General features: G+C 71.7%; 27 protein-coding genes. 7 read left to right on the top strand and 20 right to left on the bottom strand.

What is annotated here, in order from left to right; genetic code table 11:
* A complete protein-coding gene (locus tag ABJI51_RS41635; protein WP_348956716.1) occupies positions 1 to 975 on the bottom strand; it encodes a TIGR03564 family F420-dependent LLM class oxidoreductase in 975 nt (324 codons plus the stop codon).
* A gap of 48 nt (positions 976 to 1,023) precedes the next feature.
* Between ABJI51_RS41635 and ABJI51_RS41630 the strand changes: the two genes are divergently transcribed.
* Positions 1,024 to 1,596: a TetR/AcrR family transcriptional regulator gene (locus tag ABJI51_RS41630; RefSeq protein ID WP_348956715.1), complete on the top strand. Its 573-nt coding sequence runs from the start codon at positions 1,024 to 1,026 to the stop codon at positions 1,594 to 1,596.
* Here ABJI51_RS41630 and ABJI51_RS41625 read toward each other — a convergent pair.
* A complete protein-coding gene (locus ABJI51_RS41625; RefSeq protein WP_348956714.1) occupies positions 1,562 to 2,884 on the bottom strand; it encodes an MFS transporter in 1,323 nt (440 codons plus the stop codon). The two genes, ABJI51_RS41630 and ABJI51_RS41625, sit on opposite strands and share 35 nt — an antisense overlap.
* A gap of 122 nt (positions 2,885 to 3,006) precedes the next feature.
* On the opposite strand from ABJI51_RS41625, the gene ABJI51_RS41620 reads away from it, so the two are divergent.
* Positions 3,007 to 3,687 (top strand): GntR family transcriptional regulator, encoded by a 681-nt coding sequence (locus ABJI51_RS41620; RefSeq protein ID WP_348956713.1) that lies wholly within the window; start codon positions 3,007 to 3,009, stop codon positions 3,685 to 3,687.
* Positions 3,688 to 3,705: 18 nt separating this feature from the next.
* A complete protein-coding gene (locus ABJI51_RS41615) occupies positions 3,706 to 4,533 on the top strand; it encodes a dihydrodipicolinate synthase family protein (protein WP_348956712.1) in 828 nt (275 codons plus the stop codon).
* On the opposite strand, the gene ABJI51_RS41610 is transcribed toward ABJI51_RS41615, so the two are convergent.
* The 6 genes from ABJI51_RS41610 to ABJI51_RS41585 all read right to left on the bottom strand — a co-directional run bounded on the left by ABJI51_RS41610 (position 4,518) and on the right by ABJI51_RS41585 (position 10,696).
* Complete coding sequence (locus ABJI51_RS41610; protein WP_348956711.1) at positions 4,518 to 5,201, bottom strand: DUF998 domain-containing protein; 684 nt, start codon at positions 5,199 to 5,201, stop codon at positions 4,518 to 4,520. The genes ABJI51_RS41615 and ABJI51_RS41610 overlap by 16 nt on opposite strands.
* 117 nt (positions 5,202 to 5,318) lie before the next feature.
* Entirely contained in the window at positions 5,319 to 6,179 is an 861-nt protein-coding gene (locus ABJI51_RS41605; protein ID WP_348956710.1) for an NAD(+)/NADH kinase, read from the bottom strand.
* 33 nt (positions 6,180 to 6,212) lie between these two features.
* Positions 6,213 to 7,688 (bottom strand): flavin-containing monooxygenase, encoded by a 1,476-nt coding sequence (locus ABJI51_RS41600; protein WP_348956709.1) that lies wholly within the window; start codon positions 7,686 to 7,688, stop codon positions 6,213 to 6,215.
* A complete protein-coding gene (locus ABJI51_RS41595) occupies positions 7,685 to 8,530 on the bottom strand; it encodes an SDR family NAD(P)-dependent oxidoreductase (protein WP_348956708.1) in 846 nt (281 codons plus the stop codon). Before ABJI51_RS41595 ends, ABJI51_RS41600 begins: the two co-directional genes overlap by 4 nt.
* The gene (locus ABJI51_RS41590) at positions 8,514 to 9,404 is read right to left on the bottom strand and encodes an alpha/beta fold hydrolase (protein WP_348956707.1); all 891 of its coding nucleotides are present in this window, start codon (positions 9,402 to 9,404) and stop codon (positions 8,514 to 8,516) included. Before ABJI51_RS41590 ends, ABJI51_RS41595 begins: the two co-directional genes overlap by 17 nt.
* Positions 9,401 to 10,696 (bottom strand): cytochrome P450, encoded by a 1,296-nt coding sequence (locus tag ABJI51_RS41585; RefSeq protein ID WP_348956706.1) that lies wholly within the window; start codon positions 10,694 to 10,696, stop codon positions 9,401 to 9,403. Before ABJI51_RS41585 ends, ABJI51_RS41590 begins: the two co-directional genes overlap by 4 nt.
* 82 nt (positions 10,697 to 10,778) lie before the next feature.
* Here ABJI51_RS41585 and ABJI51_RS41580 point away from each other — a divergent pair, with 82 nt between their 5' ends.
* The gene (locus tag ABJI51_RS41580) at positions 10,779 to 11,375 is read left to right on the top strand and encodes a TetR/AcrR family transcriptional regulator (RefSeq protein WP_348956705.1); all 597 of its coding nucleotides are present in this window, start codon (positions 10,779 to 10,781) and stop codon (positions 11,373 to 11,375) included.
* Between the two features lie 46 nt (positions 11,376 to 11,421).
* On the opposite strand, the gene ABJI51_RS41575 is transcribed toward ABJI51_RS41580, so the two are convergent.
* From ABJI51_RS41575 to ABJI51_RS41555, 5 genes are read right to left on the bottom strand one after another with little or no spacing between them, the layout of a single operon-like run.
* Entirely contained in the window at positions 11,422 to 11,700 is a 279-nt protein-coding gene (locus tag ABJI51_RS41575) for an HPr family phosphocarrier protein (protein ID WP_348956704.1), read from the bottom strand.
* Positions 11,701 to 11,711: 11 nt separating this feature from the next.
* Positions 11,712 to 13,157, bottom strand: a complete 1,446-nt coding sequence (locus tag ABJI51_RS41570; protein WP_348956703.1) for a PTS fructose transporter subunit IIC — start codon at positions 13,155 to 13,157, stop codon at positions 11,712 to 11,714.
* A 2-nt stretch (positions 13,158 to 13,159) separates the two neighbouring features.
* Positions 13,160 to 13,612, bottom strand: a complete 453-nt coding sequence (locus tag ABJI51_RS41565) for a PTS sugar transporter subunit IIA (RefSeq protein ID WP_348956702.1) — start codon at positions 13,610 to 13,612, stop codon at positions 13,160 to 13,162.
* On the bottom strand, positions 13,609 to 14,553 hold the full coding sequence (gene pfkB / locus ABJI51_RS41560; protein WP_348956701.1) for a 1-phosphofructokinase: 945 nt from the start codon (positions 14,551 to 14,553) through the stop codon (positions 13,609 to 13,611). Before pfkB ends, ABJI51_RS41565 begins: the two co-directional genes overlap by 4 nt.
* Entirely contained in the window at positions 14,550 to 15,311 is a 762-nt protein-coding gene (locus ABJI51_RS41555; protein ID WP_348956700.1) for a DeoR/GlpR family DNA-binding transcription regulator, read from the bottom strand. The genes pfkB and ABJI51_RS41555 overlap by 4 nt, the downstream gene beginning before the upstream one ends.
* Positions 15,312 to 15,414: 103 nt before the next feature.
* On the opposite strand from ABJI51_RS41555, the gene ptsP reads away from it, so the two are divergent.
* Positions 15,415 to 16,989: a phosphoenolpyruvate--protein phosphotransferase gene (gene ptsP / locus ABJI51_RS41550; RefSeq protein WP_348956699.1), complete on the top strand. Its 1,575-nt coding sequence runs from the start codon at positions 15,415 to 15,417 to the stop codon at positions 16,987 to 16,989.
* Between the two features lie 166 nt (positions 16,990 to 17,155).
* Complete coding sequence (locus ABJI51_RS41545) at positions 17,156 to 18,616, top strand: cellulase family glycosylhydrolase (RefSeq protein WP_348956698.1); 1,461 nt, start codon at positions 17,156 to 17,158, stop codon at positions 18,614 to 18,616.
* Positions 18,617 to 18,700: 84 nt separating this feature from the next.
* On the opposite strand, the gene ABJI51_RS41540 is transcribed toward ABJI51_RS41545, so the two are convergent.
* The 6 genes from ABJI51_RS41540 to ABJI51_RS41515 form a co-directional block, all read right to left on the bottom strand.
* Positions 18,701 to 19,282, bottom strand: a complete 582-nt coding sequence (locus ABJI51_RS41540; RefSeq protein WP_348956697.1) for an Asp23/Gls24 family envelope stress response protein — start codon at positions 19,280 to 19,282, stop codon at positions 18,701 to 18,703.
* Positions 19,283 to 19,416: 134 nt separating this feature from the next.
* Entirely contained in the window at positions 19,417 to 19,785 is a 369-nt protein-coding gene (locus tag ABJI51_RS41535) for a hypothetical protein (protein ID WP_348956696.1), read from the bottom strand.
* On the bottom strand, positions 19,782 to 20,822 hold the full coding sequence (locus ABJI51_RS41530) for a hypothetical protein (protein ID WP_348956695.1): 1,041 nt from the start codon (positions 20,820 to 20,822) through the stop codon (positions 19,782 to 19,784). The genes ABJI51_RS41535 and ABJI51_RS41530 overlap by 4 nt, the downstream gene beginning before the upstream one ends.
* A complete protein-coding gene (locus tag ABJI51_RS41525; protein ID WP_348956694.1) occupies positions 20,819 to 23,101 on the bottom strand; it encodes a Cdc6/Cdc18 family protein in 2,283 nt (760 codons plus the stop codon). Before ABJI51_RS41525 ends, ABJI51_RS41530 begins: the two co-directional genes overlap by 4 nt.
* Positions 23,098 to 24,327, bottom strand: a complete 1,230-nt coding sequence (locus ABJI51_RS41520; protein WP_348956693.1) for a hypothetical protein — start codon at positions 24,325 to 24,327, stop codon at positions 23,098 to 23,100. Before ABJI51_RS41520 ends, ABJI51_RS41525 begins: the two co-directional genes overlap by 4 nt.
* Before the next feature lie 46 nt (positions 24,328 to 24,373).
* Entirely contained in the window at positions 24,374 to 25,159 is a 786-nt protein-coding gene (locus ABJI51_RS41515) for a Crp/Fnr family transcriptional regulator (protein ID WP_348956692.1), read from the bottom strand.
* A gap of 110 nt (positions 25,160 to 25,269) precedes the next feature.
* On the opposite strand from ABJI51_RS41515, the gene ABJI51_RS41510 reads away from it, so the two are divergent.
* Positions 25,270 to 25,809 carry a Pycsar system effector family protein gene (locus ABJI51_RS41510; RefSeq protein ID WP_348956691.1) on the top strand — a complete coding sequence of 180 codons (540 nt, stop codon included), beginning with the start codon at positions 25,270 to 25,272 and terminating at the stop codon, positions 25,807 to 25,809.
* Positions 25,810 to 25,817: 8 nt separating this feature from the next.
* On the opposite strand, the gene ABJI51_RS41505 is transcribed toward ABJI51_RS41510, so the two are convergent.
* A complete protein-coding gene (locus tag ABJI51_RS41505) occupies positions 25,818 to 26,504 on the bottom strand; it encodes a Crp/Fnr family transcriptional regulator (protein ID WP_348956690.1) in 687 nt (228 codons plus the stop codon).
* Between the last annotated feature and the right edge of the window lie 7 nt (positions 26,505 to 26,511).

The following is a 26,511-nucleotide window of genomic DNA, read 5'->3' as shown; positions in this document are numbered from 1 at the left end:
TCAGGTCGTGCGGGTCAGCTCGCCGGCCAGCTGCCACGTGCGCCGTCGGTCTTCTTCGCGCGCGATGTCGGTGTAGGCGACGGTGATTTCGGTGGCGCCCGCCTCGGCGTAGCGGCGCAGCCCTGCGGCGACCGTGGCCTCGTCGCCGATCAGCGCCAGGTCGACGGCCCGGCCGGCGCCCTCCCGTTCGACGATCCGGCGGTAGGACGGGATCGAGTCGTAGAAGGCGAGCCGGGCGACGGCGGCGGCCCTCGCCTGCTCGACGTCGTCGGTCACGATGGCCGGGACCGAGGCGATCACCCGGGGCGCGGGGCGGCCGGCGCGGGCGGCCGCTTCGGTGATCCGGGGAACGATGTGGCCGGCGAGCGTGCGGGGCCCGGCCAGGAACGGCATCGTCCCGTCGGCCAGTTCGCCGGCCACGCGCAGCGCCTGCGGTCCCATGGCCGCGACGATCACCGGGATCTCCGGTTCGGCGCCCGCGACCGCGGTGGGACCGACCGGGTGCGACTGCAGGGTGGTGCCCTCGAAGGACGTGGTCTCGCCGTCGAGTAGGGGCCGGAGGGCACCGAGGTATTCACGCAGGTGCGTGATCGGCGGCGGGTAGGGCAGGCCGTAGGCGTGCGTCAGCAGGTCCGGTGCGCCGAGGCCGAGGCCCAGCCGGAAGCGGCCGCGGGTGACCGCCTGGGCGGTTTTGGCCGCGGACGCCAGCAGTTGCGGGTGGCGTGGGTGCATGGGGACGACGGCGGTGCCGACGGAGATGCGGGGAACGTCGCGGCCCACGGCGGCCGCGAGCACGATGGCGTCGTGGGCCGCCCCCTGGTTGAACCAGACCGTGCCGATTCCCTGCTGTTCGGCTTCCGCGGCCAGCTCGGTGGCCCGGTCGGCGACGTTCTTGACGTCCTCCTCCGGGGTGAACTGGGGCATCGCTACTCCGACGTGCACGGTCTTCTCCTTCTCGATGTCAGTGACTGTCATCGACCGTAGCACCTGATGTCAGTCGCTGTCATCGCGTAGGATCCCCGCATGGGCAGATGGGAGCCGAACGCGTGCGGACGCCTGGCGCAGGCGGCGTTGGAGCTCTTCGGCGAGCGCGGCTACGAGCAGACGACCGTGGCGGAGATCGCCCAGCGGGCGGGGCTGACCGAGCGCACCTACTTCCGGCACTATCCCGACAAGGGCGAGGTGATGTTCGCCAAGGCCGGTGCCCTGCAGGAGCGGCTCGTTGCCGCGGTCGAGGGCGCACCGGAGTCCGCGGCGCCGATCGACGCGGTGGCGGCGGGCCTCGACGCCCTCGCCCGGGAGTTCGACGGCCGCGGCGAACATCGGGAGCGGCAGGCGGTCATCGCGGCGAACCCGGAGCTGCGCGAGCGGGAGCTGACCAAGTTCGCCGCGATGGCCGCCGCGCTCGCCGTCGCCCTGCGCGGGCGCGGTGTCGCGGAGCTGCCCGCGACCCTGGCCGCCGAGGCGGGCATCACGGTCTTCAAGGTGGGCTTCGGGCGCTGGCTCGCGGCCCCCGGTGACCGCGAACTGTCCGTGGTGCTGCGGGAATCGCTGGCCGAACTCAAAGCCGTGACGTGCGGCGCCGGGGCGTCGTAGCGGGTTCCGCGGTCGTGTGCAGGTCGCGCCGGAAGGTCTCCGGGGCCAGCCAGGCCGACACGATCGTCAGTACTGCCCCGAGCACGACGTAGCCCGCCACGAGCGGCCAGCGCGTTCCGCCCGGACCGGCCAGTGCCGTCGCCACGAACGGCGTCAGGCCGCCCGCCAGGATCGATGCCAGCTCGCGGCCGCCCGCCGCGCCCGTGTAGCGGCGGTCGGCCGGGAACAGCTCGGCGAAGAACGCCGGCTGGACCGCGTTGATCGCGTTGTGCCCCAGGTTGAGCACCAGGACGTACCCCAGCAGGATCAGCGCGAACTGTCCCGTCTGCAGCAGCCAGAAGAACGGCACCGCCGCCAGCCCGACGACCACCGCGCCGAACAGGTAGACCGGGCGGCGCCCGATCCGGTCGGAGATGGCCGCGAACACCCCGTGGCTCACGAACGCCAGCACCGACACGACCAGGATCGCGGTGTTCAGCACGCTCTTGTCGATCTTCAGTGTGGTGGCGTATGACAGCGCGAACACCGTCAGCAGGAAGTAGGGGAGTGCCTCGGCGAACCGCAGGCCGAGGATGAGCAGCAGGCTCCGCCAGTTCTCGCGGAACGTCGAGCGCACCGGGTCCGGCTCCCGCTCGGTCTTGACCGCCGCGGTGAAGACCGGGCTTTCCTTGAGGGACAGGCGCATCCAGAACGTGACGGCGAGAATGACGGCCGAGAGCAGGAACGGCACGCGCCAGCCCCACGAGTACAGCGCCGCCTCGGGCAGGGTGTAGACCCAGGCGAAGACGCCGGTGATGAGGATCTGGGCCGAGAACCCGCCGGTGTTCGGCCAGGCGCTGAAGAACCCGCGCCGGTGCGGTGGCGCCGATTCCAGCACGATGATCATCGACCCGCCCCACTCGCCGCCGACGGCGAACCCCTGCACCAGCCGCAGGGCCACGAGCAGCAGCGGGGCCGCCGGGCCGAGCACGCCGTAGCCCGGCAACAGTCCGATGAGGACGGTCGAGACACCCATGACCGACAGCGTCACCAGCAGTGTCGGCTTCCGGCCCCTCCGGTCGCCGCGGCGGCCGAAGTACAGCCCGCCCAGCGGCCGGGCCAGGAACCCCACGGCGAACGTCCCGAACGCCGCGAGCGTCGCGACGAAGCCACCGGCGTCCGGGAAGAACACCTTCGGGAAGATCACCGCGGCCGCGGTGCCGTAGACCAGGAAGTCGTAGTACTCGAGGGTGTTGCCGAGGAAGCTGGAGGCGGTGACCTTCCAGGGATAGCGCCGGTCGGTGGCCATGCGGAGTCCTTCCGGGGGAACGAGGAGCACGGCGTCGTGCCCACCGGCACTATGACCCGGTATACGGTTAACCGTCAACGGTCTTTGTTGACGGTTAACCGTGGCGGCCCTAGGCTGGGCGCGTGCCGGAACTCGCCATGACCGTCAGCCCGGTCCGCAAGGCCGCCGCCCTCGGCGAGCAGCTCGTCGAGCAGCTGCGGGCCATGGTGGTGCGGGGCGAGCTGGCGCCCGGCACGCACCTGGTCGAGGGCAGGCTCGCCGACGACTTCGGCGTCAGCCGCGGCCCGGTGCGCGACGCCCTGCGCCAGCTGGAGATCGAGGGCCTGGTGGAGACGCGCCGCCGTGGCGTGTTCGTGCTCGGGCTGACCGGCGACGACCTGCGCGAGCTGTACGCGCTGCGGGAAGCGCTGGAAGGCCTCGCCCTCCGCGAAACGATCGAGCGGGCGGGCACGGCGGACTGGTCGGCGGTGACGGACGCGGTCGCGCGGATGACCGCGGCCGCCGACGACGGCGACCCGGCCCGGTTCGCCGCGGCGGACATGGACTTCCACACGGCGTTCTACGACCTCGCGGGCAACCGCAGGCTCGCCGCGGCATGGGCCACCCACCGGCCGCTGTTCGCCGCCATGCTCGACGTCACCAACACCCGCGACCGCGACCTCCACCCGGCGGCGGCTGACCACGCCGCGCTGGCGGAACTGGTCCGGGCGGGCGACCTCGAGGGCGCGCTCGCGGCACTGTCCGTGCACCTGGACGGATCGCGGGAGCGGATGCGCGCCGCGCTCGCCGACCTGTCCGCCTGACCCCCTGGGAGTATCCGCATGCCTCGTGCCGAGGTCATTTCCGCCACCCCCACGCTGTTCCGCGACGACGGCGCGCTCGACGAAGCCGCCAACGCGGCCCTGCTGAACCGGTTGCGTGACCGGGTCGACGGGGTGTTCGTCGCCGGGACCACCGGTGAGTTCCCGGCGCTCGACCGGGCCGAACGTCGCGTGCTCGCCACGCTGGCGCTGGAAATCTTCGGCCCGGCTCGCACGGTCGTCCACGTCGGGGCGGCGAGCACCCGCGACGCCGTCGCGCTGGCCGCCGACGCCGTCGCGGCGGGCGCCACGCGGCTGGCCGTCATCACGCCGTATTACCTGCCCGCCGACGCCGGAACCGTGCGGCGCCACTTCGCCGCCGTGACCGCCGCGGCCGGGGATGCCGAGGTCTACGGCTACCTCTTCCCGGACCGCACCGGCGTCACGGTGACCCCCGCGGAGTTCGCGTCGATCGCCGCAGCCACGGGCCTGAGCGGCGGCAAGCTGTCCGGCGCCGCCGCGGCCCGCTTCCCCGAGTATCTGGCCGCCTTCCCGGAAGGCCGGTTCTGGTCGGGCGCCGACGCGGAGCTGGCGGCGGTGGCCCGGGCCGGTGGCGCGGGCGTGGTGTCCGGGTTGTCGTCGGCGTTCCCCGAGCCCTTCATGGAACTGGCGGCCGGTGAGGACGCGCAAGCCCGCGTCGACGAAGTCCGCGCGGCACTGGGCGGCACCATCGAGGGGATCAAGGAAGCGTTGCGGCGCCAGGGAATCGGCAACGGGCTGCTGCGCATGCCCGCGCCGGCCCCGGACGTCGAGCGCATCGCGGCGCTGGGCCGCTACGCCCGGACGTGAACCCCGGCCGGGCGCATCGCCCGGTGCGCCCAATAGCCGAGCACGGCGAGCAGCGCGATCTCCAGGACCATCATCAGGCGTTCCACCAGCCCGGTCGCGACGGTCGGGAGGTGGCCGCCCAGCACGACGTTCACCGCGAACGGCACGATGAACGGCAGGTAGAACGGGATCGCGGCGAGCGCGAGCCGTCGCGACCACGTGGCGAACCGCCGCCAGCGCGGGTCGTCCCGGTGCCGCCGTCCGAGTGCCCAGCCGACCACCGGCAGGCTCAGGCACGTCACCGCCGAGGCGTAGAGGTGGATCTTGCCGGTGGCGGTGATCGCGCCGCCCTGCGGGTCCTTCGCGAAGAGGGCGACGGCGAGAAGGCTGACACACCACAGTGCCTTCGCGGCCACCAGCGCGGGGTTGGCCATCAGGCCACGCCGGTAGAGCGCGACGAGCAGCAGCGCCGAGCCGCCGCTGGTGAGCAGCAGCGCGACGTCCCAGAGCCGGCGGCCCGGGCTGAGGGCGTAGTCGCTGAGCATGGTGCTGACCGGATCGAGCGGGGCGAGCCGCCGGTCCAGGTGCAGCACGGCGAGCAGGACGACGGCCCCGGCGAACGCGGCGAGCGCGCCGGGGACGAGCAGGCGGGCGCGGAGTGACGGGCGGACGGGTGCGGGACACAGCATGCGGTAAGACACTCCGGGACGGCTCTGCGGGTTCAGGCGGAGCTGCGGACGCTACCCGTGACCATTCCGTGACCATGGCCGACAGGCTTGGAGTGTGACGCACCCCACTTCCGGCGGTCAGCTGTCCTGGGAGATTTCCGCCGAGTCGGTGAGCCGCAGCTTGCGCCGAGCCCGCTGGTAGAACGTCGTCCGCCCCAGCCGGACGACGCGGGCCGCGCTCGGGCGGGCACGCAGGTCCAGGCGGTCTCCCGGGGCTACGTAGCCCTCCACCTGGCCGTCGACCTCCACCGCGAGCCGTCCGCTCGCCGGGAGCAGTTCCAGGGTCACCTCGTCGTGGACCGACAGCACCACGCCCCGGCTGTACGCCGAGTGCGGAGCCGCCGGGGTCACCAGCAGCGCCTCCACCGACGGGCTCGTGATCGGGCCGCCCGCCGAGAAGCTGTAGGCCGTCGAGCCGGTCGGGGTGGCCACCACCACCGCGTCGGCCGAATAGCTCACGAACGGCTGGCCGCCGACGCGGACCGCGACCACCGCGCTGCCGTCGCCGGGCACCCGTACCACTGCGATGTCGTTGAACGCCGTGATCGTCCGGCCGTTGAGGACGCCGTCGACCGCCAGCCGCGGCTCGACCGTGAACCGGTGCTCGTCGATGGCCGACAGCGCGCCGGGCAGGTCCGGGACGTCGACCTCGGCCAGGAACCCCAGCTTGCCCAGGTTCACCCCGAGCACCGGCGCGCGCTGCCCGTCGGCCAGCCGCATCGCCCGCAGCATCGTGCCGTCGCCGCCCAGGCTGACCACCAGGTCCGCCCGGCGGCCCAGCTCTTCGGGCGTCACCCCGACTGCCGCGCAGTTCAGCCGGACGATCTCGTCGGCGATGCCGAGGATCTCGATGCCCCGGTTCCCCGCCCAGCCGAGCACCGCGTCGACGGCGGCCGCCGAGTCGCGCCGGGGATGCAGCACCAGGCCCGCGGAATGCATGTCAGCGGCCCCTGGCGGGCGGCGTACCGAGCGTCATGCGCCCAGTCTGCCCGCTCCCGCCGTCCGCCGCGAGAACTGCAGCGCGCCGTCGTCGATCCGGCCGTGCCGCAGCTTGACGACGTCGTGCGCGTAACTCATGCCCAGCTGCCACGGCGCCCGCGAGCCCGCCTTCGGGAACTCGTCGATCGAGCGCAGCACGTAGCCGGCGGCGAAGTCCAGCAGTGGCCGCTCGGTCACCGCCGGGTCGTCGTTGACCGGCACGCACCGGTCGTACCCGTGCCGGTCGAGGTGGCGCAGCAGCCGGACGACGTACTCGGCGACGAGGTCGGCCTTGAGGGTCCACGACGCGTTCGTGTAGCCGATCGTGAAGGCGAAGTTCGGCACGCCGCTGAGCATCATTCCCTTGTACGCCATGGTTTCCGGCAGCTTCACCGGAGTGCCGTCGACGACCAGCTCGATGCCGCCGAAGGCCAGCAGCCGCAGCCCGGTCGCGGTGACGACGACGTCCGCGTCCAGTTCGGCGCCGGATTCGAGCCGCAGGCCCGTCTCGGTGAAGGAGGCGATCCGGTCGGTGACGACCGAGGCGGTGCCGCGGCGGATCGCGCGGAACAGGTCGCCGTCCGGGACCAGGCACAGCCGCTGGTCCCAGGGCTGGTAACGCGGCTTGAAGTGGGTGTCCACGGCGTACCCGGGCGGCAGCTGCTTCATCGCCGCCCGGCGGATCAGCGCCTTCACCACGCCCGGCCGCCGCCGGCTGAGCTGGTAGATCAGCGTGCTGACCGCGACGTTCTTCCAGCGCGCGATGGGGTATGCCAGCCGCGCGCCGAGCAGCGCGCGCAGGCGGTTGGCCAGCGCGTCCTCCGACGGCAGCGACAGGATGTAGGTGGGGGAGCGCTGCAGCATCGTCACGTGCGCGGCACGGTCGGTCATCGCGGGCACCAGCGTCACGGCGGTCGCGCCGCTGCCGATGACCACGACCTTCTTGCCGGTGTAGTCCAGATCGGACGGCCAGTGCTGCGGGTGCACGACGGTGCCGCCGAACCGCTCCAGTCCCGGGAAGTCCGGCGCGTGCCCGGATTCGTAGTCGTAGTAACCACTGCAGAGGTACAGGAACTTCGCGGTGAACGTCACGGGTGTGCCGTCGTGCACCGCCTCGACCGTCCACAGTGCGTCCTCTGTGGACCATTCCGCGCGGACGACCTTGTGCCCGAACCGGACGAGCCGGTCGATCCCGGCCTCGGCCGCGGTGTCGCGGACGTACCGCAGGATCGACGGGCCGTCGGCGATGGCCTTCGCGGACGTCCACGGCCGGAACCGGTAGCCGAGTGTCTGCATGTCCGAATCGGACCGGACGCCGGGGTAGCGGAACAGGTCCCAGGTGCCGCCGATCGCGTCGCGGGCTTCGAGGATCGCCACTGTCTTGCGCGGGAACGCGGTGCGCAGGTGGTGGGCGGCGCCGACGCCGGACAGCCCGGCGCCGACGATCAGGACGTCGAGGTGCTCGGTCATCGGAGGGCCTCCGTCCGCCGCGGGCGCCGCATCAGGCGGGTGAGCACGGCGTGGTAGTGGGTGGGGGCGATGCGGGCGAGCGCGTCGAACAGGTAGGCGTCCGGGCCGACCAGGATGCGGGCCTTCCCGCGGTCGACCCCGGCGTGGATGATCGCGGCCGCCCTGTCCGGTGAGGTCATCGTCATGGCCTCGAACTGCGCGGCCAGCTGCTCCTTGCTGCGGCCGAGCCCCTCGGGGTCGCGTCGCACCCGGGCGTTGCGGGCGATGTTCGTGGTGATGCCGCCCGGGTGGACGGTGATCGCGCGGACGCGGGTGCCGCGCAGTTCCTGCCGCAGCGACTCGGTGAAGCCGCGGACGGCGAACTTCGCCGCGCAGTATGCGCTCTGGTACGGCATCCCGAGCAGGCCGAACACACTGGAGGTGTTGACGATCGCACCCTCGCCCTGCTCGACGAGGATCGGCAGGAAGGCACGCGTCCCGTGCACCACGCCGCGGAAGTTGATGTCGTGCAGCCAGTCGTCGTCTTCGGGGACGGCGTCGAGCACCGTCGAGGTCACCGCGACCCCGGCGTTGTTGAACACCGCCGCCAGGGGCGCCGGGAGCCACTCGCGGACCTCGGCGGCGAAGCGGAGCTGGTCTTCGGCGTCGCGGACGTCGAGGACGCGCGTCAGCGCCGGGCCGGGCAACGCGGCCGCAGTCGCCTTCAGCCCCTTCGCGTCGACGTCGGCCAGCGCGACCGGCGAGCCGAGCCGCGAGAGCCGGGTGGCCAGAGCCCGGCCGATGCCGGACGCCGCCCCGGTGATCACGACCGGGCGGCCGCCGAGGCTACGCGGCCGGGACATCGCTGCTCCGCGCGTGCTCGTCGACGAGGTCGAGGATCGACGGCCACGCGCCTTCGGGCAGGTCGTGGCCCATGCCGCGGACGGTCTCCAGCCGGGCGCCGCGGATCGCGCGGGCGGTGGCGGCGCCGCCGGTGGGGTGGACCATCCGGTCGCGGTCGCCGTGGATCACCAGCGTCGGCGCGGTGATCCGGCGCAGCAGCCGCGTCCGGTTGCCGGACTTCATGATCGCGGCGAGCTGGCGGCCGACACCCCCGCTCGTCGGGTCCCGGTCCCAGCCCTTCCCGGCCGTCTCGCGTACCCAGGCCTCGTCGAACGGGAAGCCGTGCGAGCCGATGTGGCGGAACATCCGCACGGCGCTTTCGACCGCTTCTTCCCGGGACTTCGGCGGCTTCGCGCCCATCATCCGCAACGTCGACAGCGCCGGACGGCCGAGCAGGCGCGACCCGGTTGTCGACATGATCGACGTCAGGGTCCGGATCCGCTCGGGGTACAGCGCCGCCGTGGTCTGGGCGATCATGCCGCCCATGGAGACGCCCGCGATGTGCACGGTCTCCAGGTCCAGTGCGTCGAACAGGCCCACGGTGTCGGCGGCCATGTCCTGCAGGGTGTACTGCTGCGGCGGGAACCGGCCGGCGAGCATGGCGGGCAGGCTCGGCGGCCGGAAACGCGGGTGCGTCGAGCGCCCGGCGTCGCGGTTGTCGAACCGGATCACCTCGTAGCCGCGCCCGGCCAGCTGGGCGCAGAAGGCGTCCGGCCAGCTGTGCAGCTGCTGGCCGAGGCCGGCGACGAGGACCAGCGGCTCGGCGCCGCGGTCCCCGATCCGTTCGTACGCCAGGGAAATCCCGCGGCCGGCGTCGGCGATCTCTTCGGTCACTGCTCTCCTCCGGTGCTCCGGCGGCGCACGGCGACGCGGCCGCCCTGGGCGGGGGCGTAGGCGATGCCCCGCGAGTGCCAGCGTTCGCCGGGCGCGTCCGTCGGCACGATCGTGAACTCGCGCAGCAGCGTCCGCAGCACGACGGTCATCTCCATGGTCGCGAAGGCGGCGCCGAGGCAGCGCCGGGTGCCGCCGCCGAACGGGATCCACTGGTAGAGATCCGGGCGGGCGCCGGCGAAGCGGTGCGGGTCGAACGTCGCCGCGTGCGGGAAAACCGTGTCGTCGTCGTGGATCAGCGCGATGCTGACCAGGACCGAGTACCCCTTCGGCAGGGTCCAGCGGCCGAGCCGGAAGCCGTCCTGCCGGACCTGCCGGGCGGTGAGGTCGATGACCGGGCGGGTGCGCTGGACCTCGAGGATGGTCGCGTCGAGCAGCTTGCCGTCGTCGTCGTTCAGCTCGTGCAGCAGCGCGGGGTGACGGCGGAGGCGTTCGACGGCCCAGGCGAGCGTCGTCGCCGTGGTCTCGTGGCCGGCGGTGAGCAGGGTGAGCAGCTGGTCGGCGATCTCGTCGCGGGTCAGCCCGGTGCCGTCGTCGTAGCGGGTCTGCAGCATCATCGACAGCACGTCGTCCTTGTCTTCGGCGCGGGCCTTGGCGATGAGCCGGTCGACGATGGCGTCGTACTCGCGGCGCATCCGTTCGAAGCGGCGCCAGGGGTTCCAGCGGCCCTTCTTGGGGATCGGCAGCACGGCCAGCCGCGAGCCGAGGGTGACGAACGGCGGGAGGAGTTCGCGCAGCTCGGCGAATTCGGCCCCTTCGGCACCGAAGACGGCGCGGAGGATGGCGTTGAGCGTGATCCGCATCATCGACGGGAGCGTCGCGAAGGTCTTGTTCTCCGGCCAGGTCGCGAATTCGCGGAGGGCTTCCTCTTCGACGATCTTCTCGTAGGCGGCGAGGCGGCGGCCGTGGAACGGCGGGACCAGCAGCTTGCGCTGCCGCTTGTGTTCCTCGCCGGACAGCGCGAACAGCGACCGCGGGCCGAGCACGCGCCCGAGGTTGACCTCCATGTTGTCGACGAGGTCGGGCCCGGCGGTGAACAGCTGCTTGATCTCGGCGGGACTGCTGATCACGACGGCCCGGCCGAAGATCGGCACGTCGACGGTGAAGGCGTCGCCGTAGCGGTCCCTGAGCCGGCGCAGGCCGCGCAGGGGCTGCGTCAGCGCGTAGGCGCCCTGCACCGCGCGGGGCAGGGTGGGGCCCGGCGGCAGTGTCACGGTGCTCGTCATGGTCGGCATCGACCCTCCCAGAGTGGTACGCGAGCGTACCGCCGCCACGGTACGCCGGTGTACCATCCGGTTTCAAGAGGAGGGGTATAGCGTGACTTCCGTGGACGTGGACACCCGGCGGCACCGGCAGCGGCTGCTCGACGGGCTGGCCGCGTCGATCACCGAGGCCGGCTTCCGCGACACGACGGTCGCCGACATCGTCCGCCGCGCCCGCACCTCCCGCCGCACGTTCTACGAGCACTTCTCCAGCCGCGAGGAGTGCCTGATCGCGCTGCTGGCCGAGGCGAACCGCGCGATGATCCGCCAGATCTCCGAGTCCGTCGACCCGCGCGCGCCGTGGGAGGTCCAGGCGCGCCAGGCAATCGAGGCGTGGATCGCGTGCGCGGAGTCCGAACCGGCGATCACGCTGAGCTGGATCCGCGACGTCCCCGCGCTGGGCACCCAGGCCCGCGAACTGCAGCGCGACGCGATGGAGGGCTTCATCGCGCTGACCCAGCGCCTGACGGACACCCCGGAGATGCGTGCGGCGGGCATCAACCCGCCGTCCCGCCAGCTGTCGATCATGCTCCTGGGCGGGCTGCGCGAGCTGATCGCCACCACCGTCGAGGACGGCGGCCGCGCGGGAGACGTCACCGAAGTCGCGGTCCGGGCGTCGATCGCGCTGCTCGACCCCCGCAGCTCGTCGTGAGTGGTAATTCGGGTTCTACCCCGAATTACCACTCACGAGCCGGTGACTACGCGTCCAGGTCCTGGGCGATCAGCTCGGCCAGGGCGTCCACCGACGCCTGGGCGTGGTCACCCTCGGCAGTCAGCTCGACCTCGTCCCCGTGCCCCGCGCCCAGGGTCATCAACCCGAGGACGCTGGCCGCGTCAACGGCGTCCCCGGCGACTCCGCCGGTGATCTTCGCGATGCGGACCTTCGCGGGCTGGCCGGCGGCCGTCTTCGCGACCAGGCCCGCCGGGCGGGCGTGGAGCCCGACGCTGCTGGCCACAAGCGTGCGACGTTGGTACACAGTGGACTCCTTCACGCGTTGACGGGCCGGCCGGCCACGGCGGCGGAACGTTCGGCCGCCCGGAAGCGAGCCTGCTTGAGTGCGATCACCGAGCCGGCCGCGACGAGCGTGCCGGCGATCAGGGCCACCAGGAACAGCAGCGGGTTGCCGATCAGCGGGACCACGAAGATCCCGCCGTGCGGGGCGCGCAGCGTCGCGCCGAACGTCATCGACAGCGCGCCCGTCACCGCCGAACCCAGCATGATCGACGGGATCACGCGGAACGGGTCCGCCGCCGCGAACGGGATCGCGCCCTCGGTGATGAACGACGCGCCGAGCAGCCAGGCCGCGCGGCCGTTCTCGCGTTCGGCCTCGGTGAACAGCTTCTTGCGGACCGTCGAGGCCAGCGCCAGTGCCAGCGGCGGCACCATCCCGGCCGCCATCACCGCCGCCATGATCTGCAGCGACGCCGTCGCGCCGGTGGTCAGGCCGCCGACCGCGAAGGCGTACGCCGCCTTGTTGACCGGGCCGCCCATGTCGAACGCCATCATCAGGCCGAGCAGCGCACCCAGCAGCAGCGCGCTGACGCCGCTGAGGCTGTTGAGCCAGTGGGTCAGGCCGCTGGTCGCCGCGGCGATCGGCTTGCCGACCACCACGTACATCAGTACACCGACCACAATGGACCCGAGCAGCGGGTAGACGACCACGGGCATGATGCCCCGCATCGCCTTCGGCACCTGGACCTTCTTCAGCGCCATCACCACACCACCGGCCAGCAGGCCGGCGACCAGGCCGCCGAGGAAGCCGGCGCCGACGGTGACGGCGATCGCGCCGCCGACGAAACCGGGGGCGATGGCCGGGCGGTCGGCCATCGCGAACGCGATGAACCCGGCCAGCACCGGCACCAGGAAGTCGAACGCGGCGCTGCCGATCTGGAACATCAGCGCGGCCCAGCCGGCGACCGACCCCGCGTCGAAGTGCTCGGTCACCTTCGGCGCGTCGACGATCTTGTAGCCGCCCAAGGCGAAACTCAGCGCGATGAGCAGGCCGCCCGCGGCGACGAACGGGATGAGGTAGCTGACGCCGGTCATCAGCCACTGGCGGATCTTGGTCCCGGTCTTGTCGTTGGCGCCGACCTTCGAGGTCAGCTCCGGGGCGGCGGGAGCGACCGGCTCGCGGGCCGCGGCCTTGGCGCGCTCGAACAACCCGGCCGCGTCGTTGATCGCGGCCTTGACCGGCGCCTCGACGATCGGCTTCCCGGCGAACCGCTCCCGGCCCTGCACGGCCAGGTCGGCGGCGAAGATGACGGCGTCCGCGCTCGCGATGTCCTCGGCCGACAGCGGCTCGGACCCGGCCGAACCCTGCGTCTCGACGACGATCGTGTCGCCGTTGGCCTTGGCGGTCTGCTCCAGCGACTCGGCCGCCATGTACGTGTGGGCGATCCCGGTGGGACAGGCGGTGATGGCGACGAACTTCATGGTCAGGACACCTCCTGGCGGATGTACTCGGCGACCGCGGCGGCGTCGGCGGCGTCGAGCAGCGTCTGCTTGAACTCCGCGCGGACGAGCCGGCGGGCGAGGGCGGCGAGCACCTTGAGGTGGTCACTGCCGCCGCCTTCCGGGGCGGCGATGAGGAAGATCAGCTTCGCCGGGCCGTCCGGCGCGCCGAAGTCGACACCGGCGGCGCTGCGGCCGAAGGCCAGCGTCGGCACGGTGACCGCGGCCGAGCGGCAGTGCGGGATGCCGATGCCGCCTTCGAGCCCGGTGGCCATCTGCTCCTCGCGGGCGGCCACGTCCTTGAGGAACAGGTCGAGGTCGGTCACCCGCCCGGCTTCGACGAGCCGCTCGGCGAGCGCGCGGGTGGCGCCCTGCTTGTCGGCGGCGTCGAGGCCGAGGTCGACCAGGTCGGCGGTGATCAGGTCTGGGGTGGTCATGCGGCGGCTCCGCTGAGGGTGAAGGAAGGATCGACGTCGAGCACGCGCACCTGGTCCGGGTGCACGTCCTGCGGGGTGGGCATGCGGCTGCCCTCCTGCGTGACCGCGGCGGTGCCGTAGGCGACCGCGGTGCGCAGGGCTCGGGGGCCGGTTCCTCCCGCGTGGAGGAATCCGGCGAGTGCGGCGTCTCCGGCGCCGACGGTGCTGCGCACGGCCACCAGCGGGCCGAGCGCGTGATGCGTTTCGGACTCCTCGACGAGCACCGCGCCGCGCGCGCCGAGGCTGACCAGCACGCGGCCGACGCCGCCGGAGATCAGCTCGCGGCAGACCGCGACGACGTCGCCGAGCAGCGGCAGCGGACGGCCGGCCAGCTCGGTCAGCTCTTCGAGGTTCGGCTTGAGCAGGTCGGGCCCGGCCGCGCAGACCGCGGCGAGCGGCGCGCCCGAGGAGTCCACGGCGACCTTCGTCCCGGCGTCGTGGGCCAGCTTCGTCAGCCGCGCGTAGAAGTCGTCGGGCACGCCGGCGGGCAGGCTTCCGCAGCACACCAGCCATTCCCCGCGCGCGGCCAGCTCGACGGCGCGACGTTCGAGGGTGGCCAGCTCGGCGGGGGAGATCTCCGGGCCGGGTTCGTTGATCTTCGTCGTCGTCCCGTCGGCCTCGACGAGGGTGATGTTGCTGCGGGTCGTCCCGGCGATCGGCACCGAGACGACCGGCACACCCTCCGGGGCGAGCAGGTCGGCCAGCCGCTCGCCGACCGGGCCGCCGGCAGGCAGCAGCGCGACGGTCGGCGTGCCCGCGGCGGCCAGCGCACGGGCGACGTTGACGCCCTTGCCGCCGGGGTCGAGCCGGACGGCCGCGGCCCGCAGCACCTCGCCGCGCCGCAGCCGGTCCAGCTGCGCGGTCCGGTCGAGACTGGGATTGGGAGTCACCGTGACGATCACGCCAGCACCACCTCCGGGCCCGCTTCTTCGAGTTCGGCCACCGCACCCGCGTCGATGCCGCTGTCGGTGACCAGGACGTCGATCTCGGCCAGCCGGGCGAAGCGGCTGAGCTGATCGGTGCCGTACTTGCTGTGGTCGGCCAGCAGCACCCGCTTGCGGGCCGCGGCGACCACCGCGGCCTTCACCGCGGACTCGGCCATGTCCGGCGTCGTGCAGCCGTGCTCGGCGGAAAAGCCGTTCGCGCCGAGGAAAGCGACGTCGACGAGCAGGCCGTCGAGCGCGTGCAACGTCCACGCCTCCACGGCGGCCAGCGTCGTCCCGCGGACGCGGCCGCCGAGGATGTGCAGCGTGATGCCGGGGCGGGTGGCGAGGATCGAGGCGACCGGGATCGAATTGGTGATGACCGTCAGCTCGCGGTCGGCGGGCAGCAGCGTCGCGAGCCTGCTGGTGGTCGTGCCCGCGTCGAGCAGGATCGAGCCGCGGTCGGGGACGAGGTCGAGTGCCGCGCGGGCGATGGCGTCCTTCTCGGCGGCGTTGGTCTGGTCCCGCTGCGCGACCTCGGGCTCGAAGTCGAGCCGCTCGACCGCGACCGCGCCGCCGTAGACGCGGCGGACGACGCCCTGCCGTTCGAGGACACCCAGGTCGCGGCGGATGGTCTCGGGGGCGACACCGAGTTCGGCGGCGACGTCGCCGACGTCGACACGTCCGTCACGACGTGCGCGTTGCGCCAGGAGCTGATGCCGTTCGGCGGCGTACATGCCCGTTCCTCTCCGATGTTTGCCCGTTGCCGTTTGATTGTGCCCGTTGTTACCGTAGTGTCAATCCCCAGTTTCGCGATCCTTTCTCCCGGAGGTCCCCGCCATGCAGTTGTCCGGAGTCGGAGTCAGCCCCGGTCGCGTCGCAGGCCCGCGTGTCGTCGTGGCCGCTGACCTGCCGGAACCCGCGTCGTCGCCGGCACCGGACGACCTCGGCGCCGAAGCGGGCAGGATCGGGCCCGCAGCCGACGCCGTGGCCGCCGCGCTGTCCGATCGTGCCCGTTCTGTGTCCGGTGATGCCCGGTCTCTGCTGGAGACGACCGCGGCGATGGCGTCGGACCCCGCCCTGGTCGCCGCCGCGGAACGCCTGGTCCGGGACCGCTCGCTGCCCGCACCGCGCGCCGTGTGGGAAGCGGCGGGAGAGTTCATGACGGCCCTGCAGGCCGCCGGGGGCTACATGGCCGAGCGCGCCCGCGACGTCGCCGACGTCCGGGACCGGATCGTCGCCGCGCTGCTCGGCGTGACGCCGCCGGGCGTGCCCGAGCTGACGTCGCCCAGCGTGCTGGTGGCGCGCGATCTCGCCCCGGCCGACACCGCCGGGCTCGACCCGGACCTGGTGCTGGCGCTGGTGACCGCCGAAGGCGGGCCCACCAGCCACACGGCGATCCTGGCGCGGGCGCTGGGTATTCCGGCCGTCGTCGCGTGCGCCGGCGTCCTCGACCTGGACAGCCCGGGGCTCACGGTCGACGGCTCCGCGGGCACGGTCACGCCGTCCGACGGCACGGTGCAGGCACGCCCGCGGACGGCGCGGGCGTCCTGGGACGGCGTCGGCAGGCTCGCCGACGGGCACCGCGTGAAGCTCCTGGCGAACGTCGGATCGGCCGCGGACGCGCGGGCCGCGGCGGCGGCCGGTGCCGAAGGAATCGGGCTGTTCCGCACGGAGTTCTGCTACCTCGCCGCGACGTCGGAGCCGACCGAGGAGGAGCAGCGCGCGGCCTATGCGGCGGTGCTGGAGCCGTTCGCGGGCAAGCCGGTCGTCGTCCGGACGCTGGACGCCGGGTCCGACAAGCCGCTGGCGTTCCTGCCGATGGGCGAGGAGCCCAATCCCGCGCTCGGGGTCCGCGGCCTGCGGGTCGCGTTCGACCGGCCGGAGCTGCTGGACCGCCAGCTGGCCGCGATCGCGTCGGCGGCCGCGGACACCGGCGTCGAGCTGTCGGTCATGGCCCCGATGGTGGCGACGGCGGCGGAGGCGGCCTGGTTCGCCGCCCGCGCCCGCACGGCGGGCATCGCACGGGCCGGGGTGATGATCGAGATCCCGGCCGCGGCGCTGTGTGCCGCGGATATCCTGGCCGAGGTCGACTTCGTCTCGCTGGGCACGAACGACCTGGCGCAGTACGTCTTCGCCGCCGACCGCCAGCTCGGCGCGGTGGCGGCGCTGAACGACCCGGGACAGCAGGCGCTGCTGCGGCTCGTGGGCATGGTGGCCGAGGCGGGGCAGGCGGAGGGCAAGCCGGTGGGCGTGTGCGGCGAGGCGGCGGCCGACCCCGCGCTGGCGTCGGTGCTGGCGGGCCTCGGCGTCACGTCGTTGTCGATGAACGCGGCGGCGCTGGCGGGCGTGGGCGCGGAACTGCGGTCGGTGGACCTGGCGGCGTGCCGGGAACGCGCGGCAAAGGCGGTGTGAAGCGCTTTCTTCAGAGCATTGCGTTGCCCCGCCCGGCGCAACCGCGTGACGGCGGGCGGGTGAATTCCCGGCGGCAGAGATTGACAGGGCCTGCCCGCACCGGCGAGCGTTACGACGCTGGGAGCGCTCCCAGGAGAGTTCGTCCACCGTGCACAAGGGAGTGCCCATGCGTGTGACAGCAAGAAAACTCCTCGTCGTGGCGAGCGCGTGCGCTGCCGTGGCGTTGTCGGCGGCGCCGGTGTCCGGCGCGAGTACCGAGGCGGCGGCGTTCGCCTGCCGCGTCGACTACACCGCCAAGGACTGGGGTGTCGGCTTCGGCGCCACCGTGACCATCGCCAACCTCGGCACCGCGGCGGTCAACGGCTGGACGCTGACCTACTCCTACACCGGCAACCAGACCCTCCAGCAGGGCTGGAACGGCGACTGGTCGCAGTCCGGCAAGCAGATCACGGTCCGCAACACGACGTGGAACGGCACCATCGCGGCCGGCGGCAGCGTCCAGCCGGGCGCCAACTTCTCCTACAGCGGCACCAACGCGACGCCGACGGACTTCGCCGTCAACGGCGCGTCCTGCACCGGCGTCCCGCCAACGGACCCGCCGCCCACCGGCGGCAGCGCGCCCGCGTTAAAGGTGTCCGGCAACCAGCTGACCGCGAACGGAAAGCCCTACCGGCTGCTCGGCGTCAACCGCTCCAGCGGCGAGTTCGCCTGCGTGCAGGGCAAGGGCATGTGGGACAGCGGCCCGGTCGACCAGGCGTCGGTCGACGCGATGAAGGCGTGGCACATCCGCGCGGTGCGCATCCCGCTGAACGAGGACTGCTGGCTCGGCCTGTCCGGCTCACCCAGCGGCGCGCCGTACCAGCAGGCGGTCAAGGACTACGTGAAGCTGCTGGTGGCCAACGGGATCAACCCGATACTCGACCTGCACTGGACGCACGGCCAGTACACCGGCAACGTCTCGGCGTGCCCGGATGTCAACGCGACGTGCCAGAAGCCGATGCCGAGCATGCAGTACACGCCGACGTTCTGGACCCAGGTCGCAACGGCGTTCAAGGGCAACGACGCGGTGGTGTTCGACCTGTTCAACGAGCCCTACCCGGACGCGGCGGACAACTGGGCGAACGCAACGGCAGAGTGGCGCTGCCTCCGCGACGGCGGCCAGTGCGCCGGAATCACGTATGAAGTGGCGGGCATGCAGGACCTGCTGGACGCAATCCGCGCGACGGGCGCAGCCAACGTCGTGCTCTCACCCGGCCTGACCTGGACCAACGACCTGTCCCAGTGGCTGACGTACCGCCCGTCCGACCCGCTGAACAACGTGGTGGCGTCGTGGCACTCGTACAATTTCAACGCGTGTAAGACGGCGTCCTGCTGGGACACCCAGATCGCCACGGTGGCGGCCCAGGTCCCGGTCCACGCGGGTGAAATCGGCCAGGACTCCTGCGCCCACGACTACATCGACCAGCTGATGACCTGGCTCGATGCCCACGGCCTGGGCTACACGGCCTGGACATGGAACCCGTGGGGCTGCAGCGGCGGCAACGTCCTGATCCAGGACTACGCGGGCACCCCGACAAGCACGTACGGGGAGGGCTTCAAGGCGCACTTGCTGAGTGTGACGCCGTGATTGGTGCGGGGGTTGCGGGGATCGTCCCGCGACCCCCGCGTCCTGAGTGGCCGGGGCCGGGCCACCGGCCCCCGCCCACTTCGGTCAGCCGGCGTCCGGGAAGTGGACGTCGGCGATGTGGATGTCGACCGCCGCGACGTCGAGGCCGAGGAATCCTTCCACCGCTTCGATCACGTCGGTTCGGAGCTGCTCGGCGAGCGCCTTGACGGCGTGGCCGAACTCGATCACCAGCGAGACCTGGATGGTGGCGACGTCACCCTCGATCTCGACCGCGACGTCGTCGTCGAGCAGGCTGTACACACCCTCGGGCCCGCGGGCCACGCGGGTGACGATCTTCGTGACGACCCCGTCGCCGACGGTGGTGCTGCCCCGCGTGCCCGCCGCGGGCCGCGCTTCGGTCACCGGCGCGGCTTCCTCCGGGACGTTTTCTTCTTCTCCCTTGGCCGCCGCGGCGTCGTTGTCGTCGCCCGAGGGCTCCTTGTCGGCAGATTCCGCAAGGGATTCGGTGGCCGAAGGCTCCTCGATCTCCTCGGCCTCAACGGATTCGGGAGTGGCAGTGGCGTCCTCGGCTTCGGAATCGGCAGTCGCCGGGGCCGCGGAGTACTCGGCGTCCTGCGGGGTCTCGTACTGGGAGCGACCGAGGATGTTGTTCATGACGTCGGACATGGGTTCCCCTTTCGGGCACGACGACTTCGGGTGGGGACGGTGAAAGAGATCGCGCCATGATAGGGCCACGTCGTGATCCCGGCCACCGCCCCCACAGAGTCGCTTGCCATTCAACGGATGTTTCGCCCCGTCCGTCACAAAGACGCGGCAATTCTCCAGGCCACCGCCGCCGAGCCCACAGCGATCGGGTGGATCGCGACCGCGGCCCGTGCGGCGAAACGCAGGACCAGCACAACGCTCCGATCTCCGAGGCGCGCCAGGCGAGTGACGCTGTCGCCGTAGGCGTACGCGAACGAGGACGGAGTGCCGCCGTCGCGGCGACGGGCGCGGCTGACCCAGTACTCCGGCAGCACGAGAACCGCCGCGGTCAGCGAGACGATGTCGCGTACGGGCTCGACGAGTGTCTTGAGGACAGCCGGAACGGCGAACCGGACGGCGAGACACGTCACCACGACGACCAGCACCGAGGTTGCGAACGCGTGCGGGAAAGCCGACCACATCACGCGCCGCCGGAAGTGCTGGGAGAACCGTCCTGCTCCGGCAGCGCGGATTCGCCGTTGCGCGGTCGCTCGAAGGGCAGGCGGCGTGCCTCGTCGGTACCGGTCACCATCCTGATGGACGTCTGCATCCACTGCATCATGACCCGGATGTCGTCTTCGATCTGCCAGCGATCCAGTGCGTCCGACTCGATGAGCTTGGTGACGAAGTCGAGGACGTCCTTGCGATGGGTGTCCCGTTCGGCCACGAGCGCCTCGACGACCGCCTGGACGTTTCCCGGGTTCTGCGCGAGCTGCAGCGCGAACTGGTCGAGATCGCCCTGTTCGATGAGCTTCTTGAACGCCCGTACTTCGGCGTCGAGCCGGACGGCGCGTTCGGTCTGCGCGTCCATCCGCAGGCGCACCAGGATGTTGGTCCAGAGCCCCTGCTCGCTCAGCAGCCAATCCTTGGGGAACTCGTTGTTGGCCGCCTTCTCCGCCGTTTCGACGTCGGCCGCCGCCAGCGCCCGGCTCGCGTGCCGCAGCCCGGCCAGAAGCCGGGGGACCACCAGCGGGCGGATATCCCTGAGCCCGTTCACGACGACGGTCTCCGGTGCCTTGACCTGCCACTGGACGTCCACTTCCGTGCGGAAGACGAACGCGTCGCCCGCGCTCGGGAGTGTGATGGCCAAGCTCAGGTTGCGCAGGGAGAGATCGACGTCGTACACCGATCGGTAGCCGCCCCAGACAAGCTCTCCAGTCGTCGGCTGCTTGGTCCAGGAGAAGACATCGAGCTCGCCGTTGCCCTTGACGAACACCCGGGCGACCCACGGCCGGTGGGCCGCGCGCTTGCGCAGCAGGCTCAGCCTGCCGACCTGTTCGAAGCCGACGATCGGTGCGTAGGCCGACAACGGCAGCGTACGCACCGTCGTCTCGTGGTTCTGTTCCGCCGCCTTCTGCCAGCCGCCGTCCGAAGGCGGTGCCGCTGCTGCCTCGGACCTTGGCGCCTTGACCTTCTCTCGTCCGGCCCCGCCTGCCGGGGGCCTCGTCGTGCTTTCCGTCATGCCGCCACCCTCGTTCGTTCCCCGTTCTGGACAGCTGTGCGCAGCCGTGCTGCCACTTCCGGCTGGAGCGGGTCCGCCCAGTCGTCCGTCAGCCGGTTGAGCAGGTACTGCAACCTCCGTGCGTCGCCGTCATGGGCCACCAGCCCGGTCAGGAAGTCGGCGAGCACATCGAGCAGGGCGGGGTCGCGCTCGCTCGAGCGCACCCACCGGGCCAGCAGGAACCTGGCCAGTGTGTCGCCTTCACGGGACCGCAAAGCCTTGTTCAGCAGAACGCTGATCCGAGCGGCGACGTCGGCGTCCTGAGCACAGAGCGCCAGCAGCAGCGGCCATCGCTCCGCGCCGTACGGCAGGACCGGCCGGTCGTTCTCCATCGACACCGACAGGTAGTCGAGTTCGAAGCCGTAGAAGCTCGCAAGATGCTTCAGGCTCGTCAGGGCGAGCCCGCGCAGGCTGCTGCGGTGGCTCGCCAGCCACCGGCGCAGGTGGTCGAGTACCTCGGTCACCTTCCCGAAGGCGAGCAGCTTGGCGACGCTGAACCCGGCGATCCAGACGACTTCTTCGTCGGCCCGGGGCACCAGCGGCATGCTGCGCTCCGCCGGAGTGCCGAGCACCCGCAGTTCTTCGAGCGCCTCGAAGATGCGTTCACGGCCCAGTGCGAAGCCGTAGGTGGCTGCCGCCGTCCAGCGGTGTTCCGGCGTGCCGTACCGGCGCCACTGGTCAAGCCGCTCGATGATCGCCGGCCGGACCCGCTCGTCCCGCGCCGCCTGGTCCAGGGCGATCGCGGCGGACCGCCGCCTGCTGGACTGGAAGTCGTCCCAGTCGTCCGAGGACGCGTTCGGTGCGATCATCTTCGTGAACACGGTGACGAAGTCCAGGCGGCCGAGGTAACCGGTCGCCTGGGCCGCCCGGACCCAGACCATCGGCCTGTTGTCCTTGCCGAGCTCGGCAAACCACGGCTCGAGCGCATTCCGCAGCTGATGGTGGTGCCGCCAGACGTGGTCCAGCACCGCCGTCGGGTAGCGCGGATCGTGGAATTCCAGCAGTTCCATCGGGATGAGCTCGCGCCCGAACGTCGCGTGGCCGTCGACGGTCTTCGCCCGCAACGCCGGCAGCCGGTTGCTCCGGTCGTCCGCGAACAGGGACACCTGTTGCTTGCCCTTGGCGGTTTCTTCGCCGCCGAACTTCCGGCTCAGCAGCTCGGCTGCCTCGGCAACGACCGTATACGGTGACCGGTTGAGCACCGCCAATGCGATCCGGAACGCGGCCAGCCGCAGCGCTTCGTTCAGCTCGGCTCCCGGCGCCAGACCGAGGAGTTCGCCGAACCACTCGGACACCTGGTGGCTGACCGCCTGTTTGGCGTCCCGCTCGACGTCGTCGCGCGTGCTCTCGCCTCGCGCGTGCTTCGCGAGCAGGGCCGCCATCCAGGCCGACTCCGACGGACGCGGACACGGCCCGAGTGCTTCCCCGGTCCAGCGAGCCTCGCTCAGCCGGCGCAGCTCGTCTTCGAACCCCGGGGGATCGCCGGGCAGGATCTCGTGCTCGAGATGTTTCCGGAGCAGGTCGGCCGGGTCCGGCGCCTGGTAGTCGAAGGCATACCTGCCGAACGAACTGACGTGCCGCGGGTCGGTCGCCGCGACCAGCACGGCGTACGACTGCGCCTTCTCGAGGCGGTTCCTGAGTTCGTCGAGGATCTCCTCGGTGAGCCCTCCGCCGACCCGGCTCGGCAGTTCGGCGACGTAACCGGCATTCTTCTCACCGAGCTTGCCGGTGGAGAGCGACTTCGCGTTCTTGCCGCATTTCATGCGGAAGACGCGGGCCGGCGCGAACTGGTCGAGCAGGTGCAGCGCGGTGGTGGTCCGGCCCGTCCCCGGCTGGCCACGAAGCAGGACGAGACGGCGTTTTTCCAGCATCTCGACCATGTCCGGGTATCGATCGACCGCGAGATAGCGCTCCCTGACCCAGCGGATGATCTCTTCGGGCACCGGCCCGGCCTCGGGCGCTGCCTTCTCGCTGAGGAAGAACTCGTATCGGTGCCCGACCTGCATCTCGGTGATGGTGGCGTGCCCGATGTTCGATACCGGTCCCGACGGCGCGAGCTTGGGCGAGTAGTACCGGTCGCCGGTGAAGAGCGCCTCGTTGACTCCTCGTTCGTGGTCGCTGGACAGCCGCTGTTCGTCCGTACGGCCGCCGTCCGGTGACTCCTGAGGCTGGGCGCCCGGACCGGACGGCGCGGGGGCCTGCGGCGGGGCGCCCCCGGATTCGGCTCCGTCACTGCTCATCGGAACAGCCCGCCGCTGTGATGCACCGAGCCGTTGACGTACGACCCGTGGATGACGGCACTGCCGATGTTCGAAACCGGGCCGCTGCTCGATCCTGCGGTTCGGTCCGGCGGAGCAGGTGCCTCGGCATGGGGAGCGCGGCGGCCGACGACCGGGGCCATGGAGTACCCGAGCACGCGCAGCCAGGACTCGGGCTCGGTACCGGTCCGGCGATAACTGCCGGGCATGACCATCCGGGCGTGCGAACCGGCCACGAACCGCCGGTGGGCAGCGTCGGCCACGACCACGACGACGGATGCGTCGGCCACCTCGCGGAGCACCGCGGAGGCCGCATCGCCGGTGGCGAGCTCGCGTGCTGTACCGACGTCGCGGCCGGGCGCGATTCCCACGGATACAGCGGTGCGGCCCGAAGCGCGGACCGCCTCGTGCAGGTGGTGCAGCCACACTCCGAGCACACCACTGCCGGAGTCCGGAGACGACAGAGGGACGACGAAGTCGGTGCCTGAAGCACTGGCCGGCCGGGGGATTCCGGCCGCGTCGAACGCCGTGAGCGTGGCCCGGCGGAGGACATCCGGTTCCGCGGTGTGGGCGATCGAGATCGCCAGTGCGTCCGGTTCGGCCAGGTCCGACAGCCGTGCGGCATCGATGCCGGGCACGCGGATCCACGCCGTCTCCCGGAAGTCCTTCTCCGGTTCGTCCACGACGACGGGGGTGAAGTCTCCGGCGGAGAGGCTGGTGAGCCGCTGCCGCACGGAGCCGAAGATGGGTTCCGAGAGGACCTGGACGAGGTTCGCTTCGGGGATCGCCGTCAGTGCGGCCTTGACCGGCTTGGCGTCGCGCAGCCGGCAGACGTGGACCGGACCGTCCGACGCGAACCCGCATGCTCCAGGCACCGCACCGCCGTGGTGGATGGCCAAGCGAAGCCGCAGCCGGGCTTCCGGCCGCCGGTCGTGGTTGAACCACGCGAGCCGGCTGTCGAGTTCACGGACGAACGGGTCGACCAGCGCGAGTTCGGCCCCGCTGTCGGAGATCACGTCCAGGAACCCGTCGCCGGCGACTTGCCGCTGCCGGTCCGCGGGATCCAGGCCGGCGACGGCGCCCGCCGCGTCCACGGCCGCCGAAAGCGCCTCCTGGAGGGCGAGTTGCTGCAGCCCGTCGCGGGCGCCGTAGCGCCATGCGTCGACGGCAAGGAACAGCACCCTTGAGAATCCGATGTGGTCCGGCAACCCGTCCTCCTCCGAAGATCGATGACCGATCGGTGCACCCGAGTCCCTAACTCTGAGCCACGTCGGCGTCGCCGATCCCGTATTGATACGGGTTTTCGCCGTCGGATATGCCGAACCGGATCAGCCGGTCGAGGTCGCCGACTACGATCCGTCGGGATTTCCGGCGTACCAAACCGGAACGGTGCAGCAGGCGCAGTGCCTTCTCGAATGTCGCGAGGGCGACACCGGCCAGCGAGGCGATCTCGGCCTGGGTCAGCGCCACGTCGAGGTCCCAGCCGTCGGGGGTCCGGACACCGTGGGCCCGGGCTATCTCGGCGAGAACCCGGCCGACCCGCGCCGGCGCGGGACAGGCGACGAACTCCGCGCGGTGGACGTCCGCCCGGTGCAGCCGGGAACTCAAGGAGCCTGCCATCGCGGCCCAGGCATCAGGGTGGCGGTCGAAGAACATCTGCAGCTGAGTGTTCATGATCAGCTTGGCACGGGCGGTGGTGCAGGTGACCACGTCGGCCGAACGCCGCCGGTGCTCCAGCATCGACATCTCGCCGAGCAGGTCGCCCCGGCTCCGCAGGTCGAGGAGCACGGGCCGGCCGAACTCGGTGTGGACGACGACCTTCACGAGCCCGTCGAGCAGCACCAGGACGTGGTGGCTCTCCTCACCCTGCCGGAGGACGTGCTGTCGCGCGTCGTAGATCACCGAGGTCCCGAGTTCGAGCAGGCCACGCCGCGTGCGGGCGGACAGCCGGCCGAGCAGGCTGTCCGCGGGCCAAGACTGCTCGTTCAGCGGTCCTCCTCCTCGCCCTGTGGTCGCTGCCTTCCATTGCGCTCCTCCCACGACGGTCCACACCACGTCGGATGACGGGATCCGATGCGGAGAACCCGTCGCGGGACGGCATGGGCACGTCGCCGGAACGCGACGATGGGAGAACTTCGAGGGGAGCGAGGATGAAGAACACCAGAACCACCGTGCCGGTGCGGTCGGCTTCGGGCCTGGCCCGGACGGACGCCGAACTCGGCACGTCGCTGACCACGATCTCGTTCTTCCAGAACGCGGTCCAGCAGGCGGACGAAAAGGCCCGGACCGTCGTCGCCGTGCAGACCATGGTCACCGCCATGGTGGCCGCGCAGCTCGGTGTCCTCGGCACACCGCACGCGGCGTCCGTACCGCGCCCGGTCCTGGTCGTGGTCGTCCTGTGTTTCGCCTTGGCCTACGGCTATTCGGTGTTCCACCTCGTGCAGGCCATCCGGCCGCGGACCAGCCCGCCGCCGGGGGACAACCGGTTCGCCTTCCCGGCTGTCGCGGCCGGTACGGGGTGCAGCCTCCGGCAGTCGGTGCGCGAGCAATGTGCACAGGCTTACGACCTCGCGCGGTTGCTCGCGGCGCTGGCGATGCGCAAGCACCGCCATCTGCGGTTCGCCTTGGCCGGGACCTGCGCGCTCTTCGCGAGCGGGTTGGGGCTCCTCGTGATCACGGCCCTGTCCTGAGCCGGTGGTCAACCGTCGGCGACGGCCGCCAGGCGTGCCCGGTCGCGGACGCACAGCCGGCGGTACCCGGTCTCGACGATGTTCTCCCGGCGGAGAACCGCCAGCGCGCGGTGCACGGTCGGCTCCGCGGCACCGACCAGTGCCGCGAGTTCAGGCTGGGTCAGCGCAACCCCGAGTTCGATGTGCCTGCCCGCGGCGATCCCGTAGGACGCCGCCAGCTCGAGCAGCACCCGGGCGAGCCGGACCTTGACCTCACGACTGCCGAAGTCGACCCTGCGGCGGGTGGCCCAGCGCAGCTTCGCCCCCACGCTGCTGCTCACCGCCAGCCCGATTTCCGGCGTTGCGGCCAGACACCGGCGGAACTCGGCCTGTCCGATGGTCCGTGCCCGCACGTGGCCGGCGGTCGTGACTGTCGCGATCCTCGGTTGGCCGTCCATGGCGGCCAGTTCTCCGACGAGGTCGCCGCCGACGCGGATCGCCAGAAGAGCCAGCTGACCTTCCGGTGTCGTCGCGGTGATCTTCACGCAGCCGTCGAGCAGCAGAAGGACGTGAGTGCTCGTGTCTCCTTCGCGAAGCAGCACGGTTTCGGGGGCGAATTCCCGCGCCGTGCCGAGGGTCAGCAAAGCGGAGCCGGACTTCGGCGGCAGTCCTGCCAGGAAACTCCCTCTCGGGAAAGCAGCCTGATCGCCACTCACTGTCACG

Origin of the sequence: Amycolatopsis melonis (genome assembly GCF_040064235.1) — a bacterium.
Lineage (GTDB): Bacteria > Actinomycetota > Actinomycetes > Mycobacteriales > Pseudonocardiaceae > Amycolatopsis > Amycolatopsis melonis.
The sequence above is the reverse complement of the archived record's forward strand: the minus strand, read 5'-3'. Positions and strand labels throughout refer to the sequence as shown.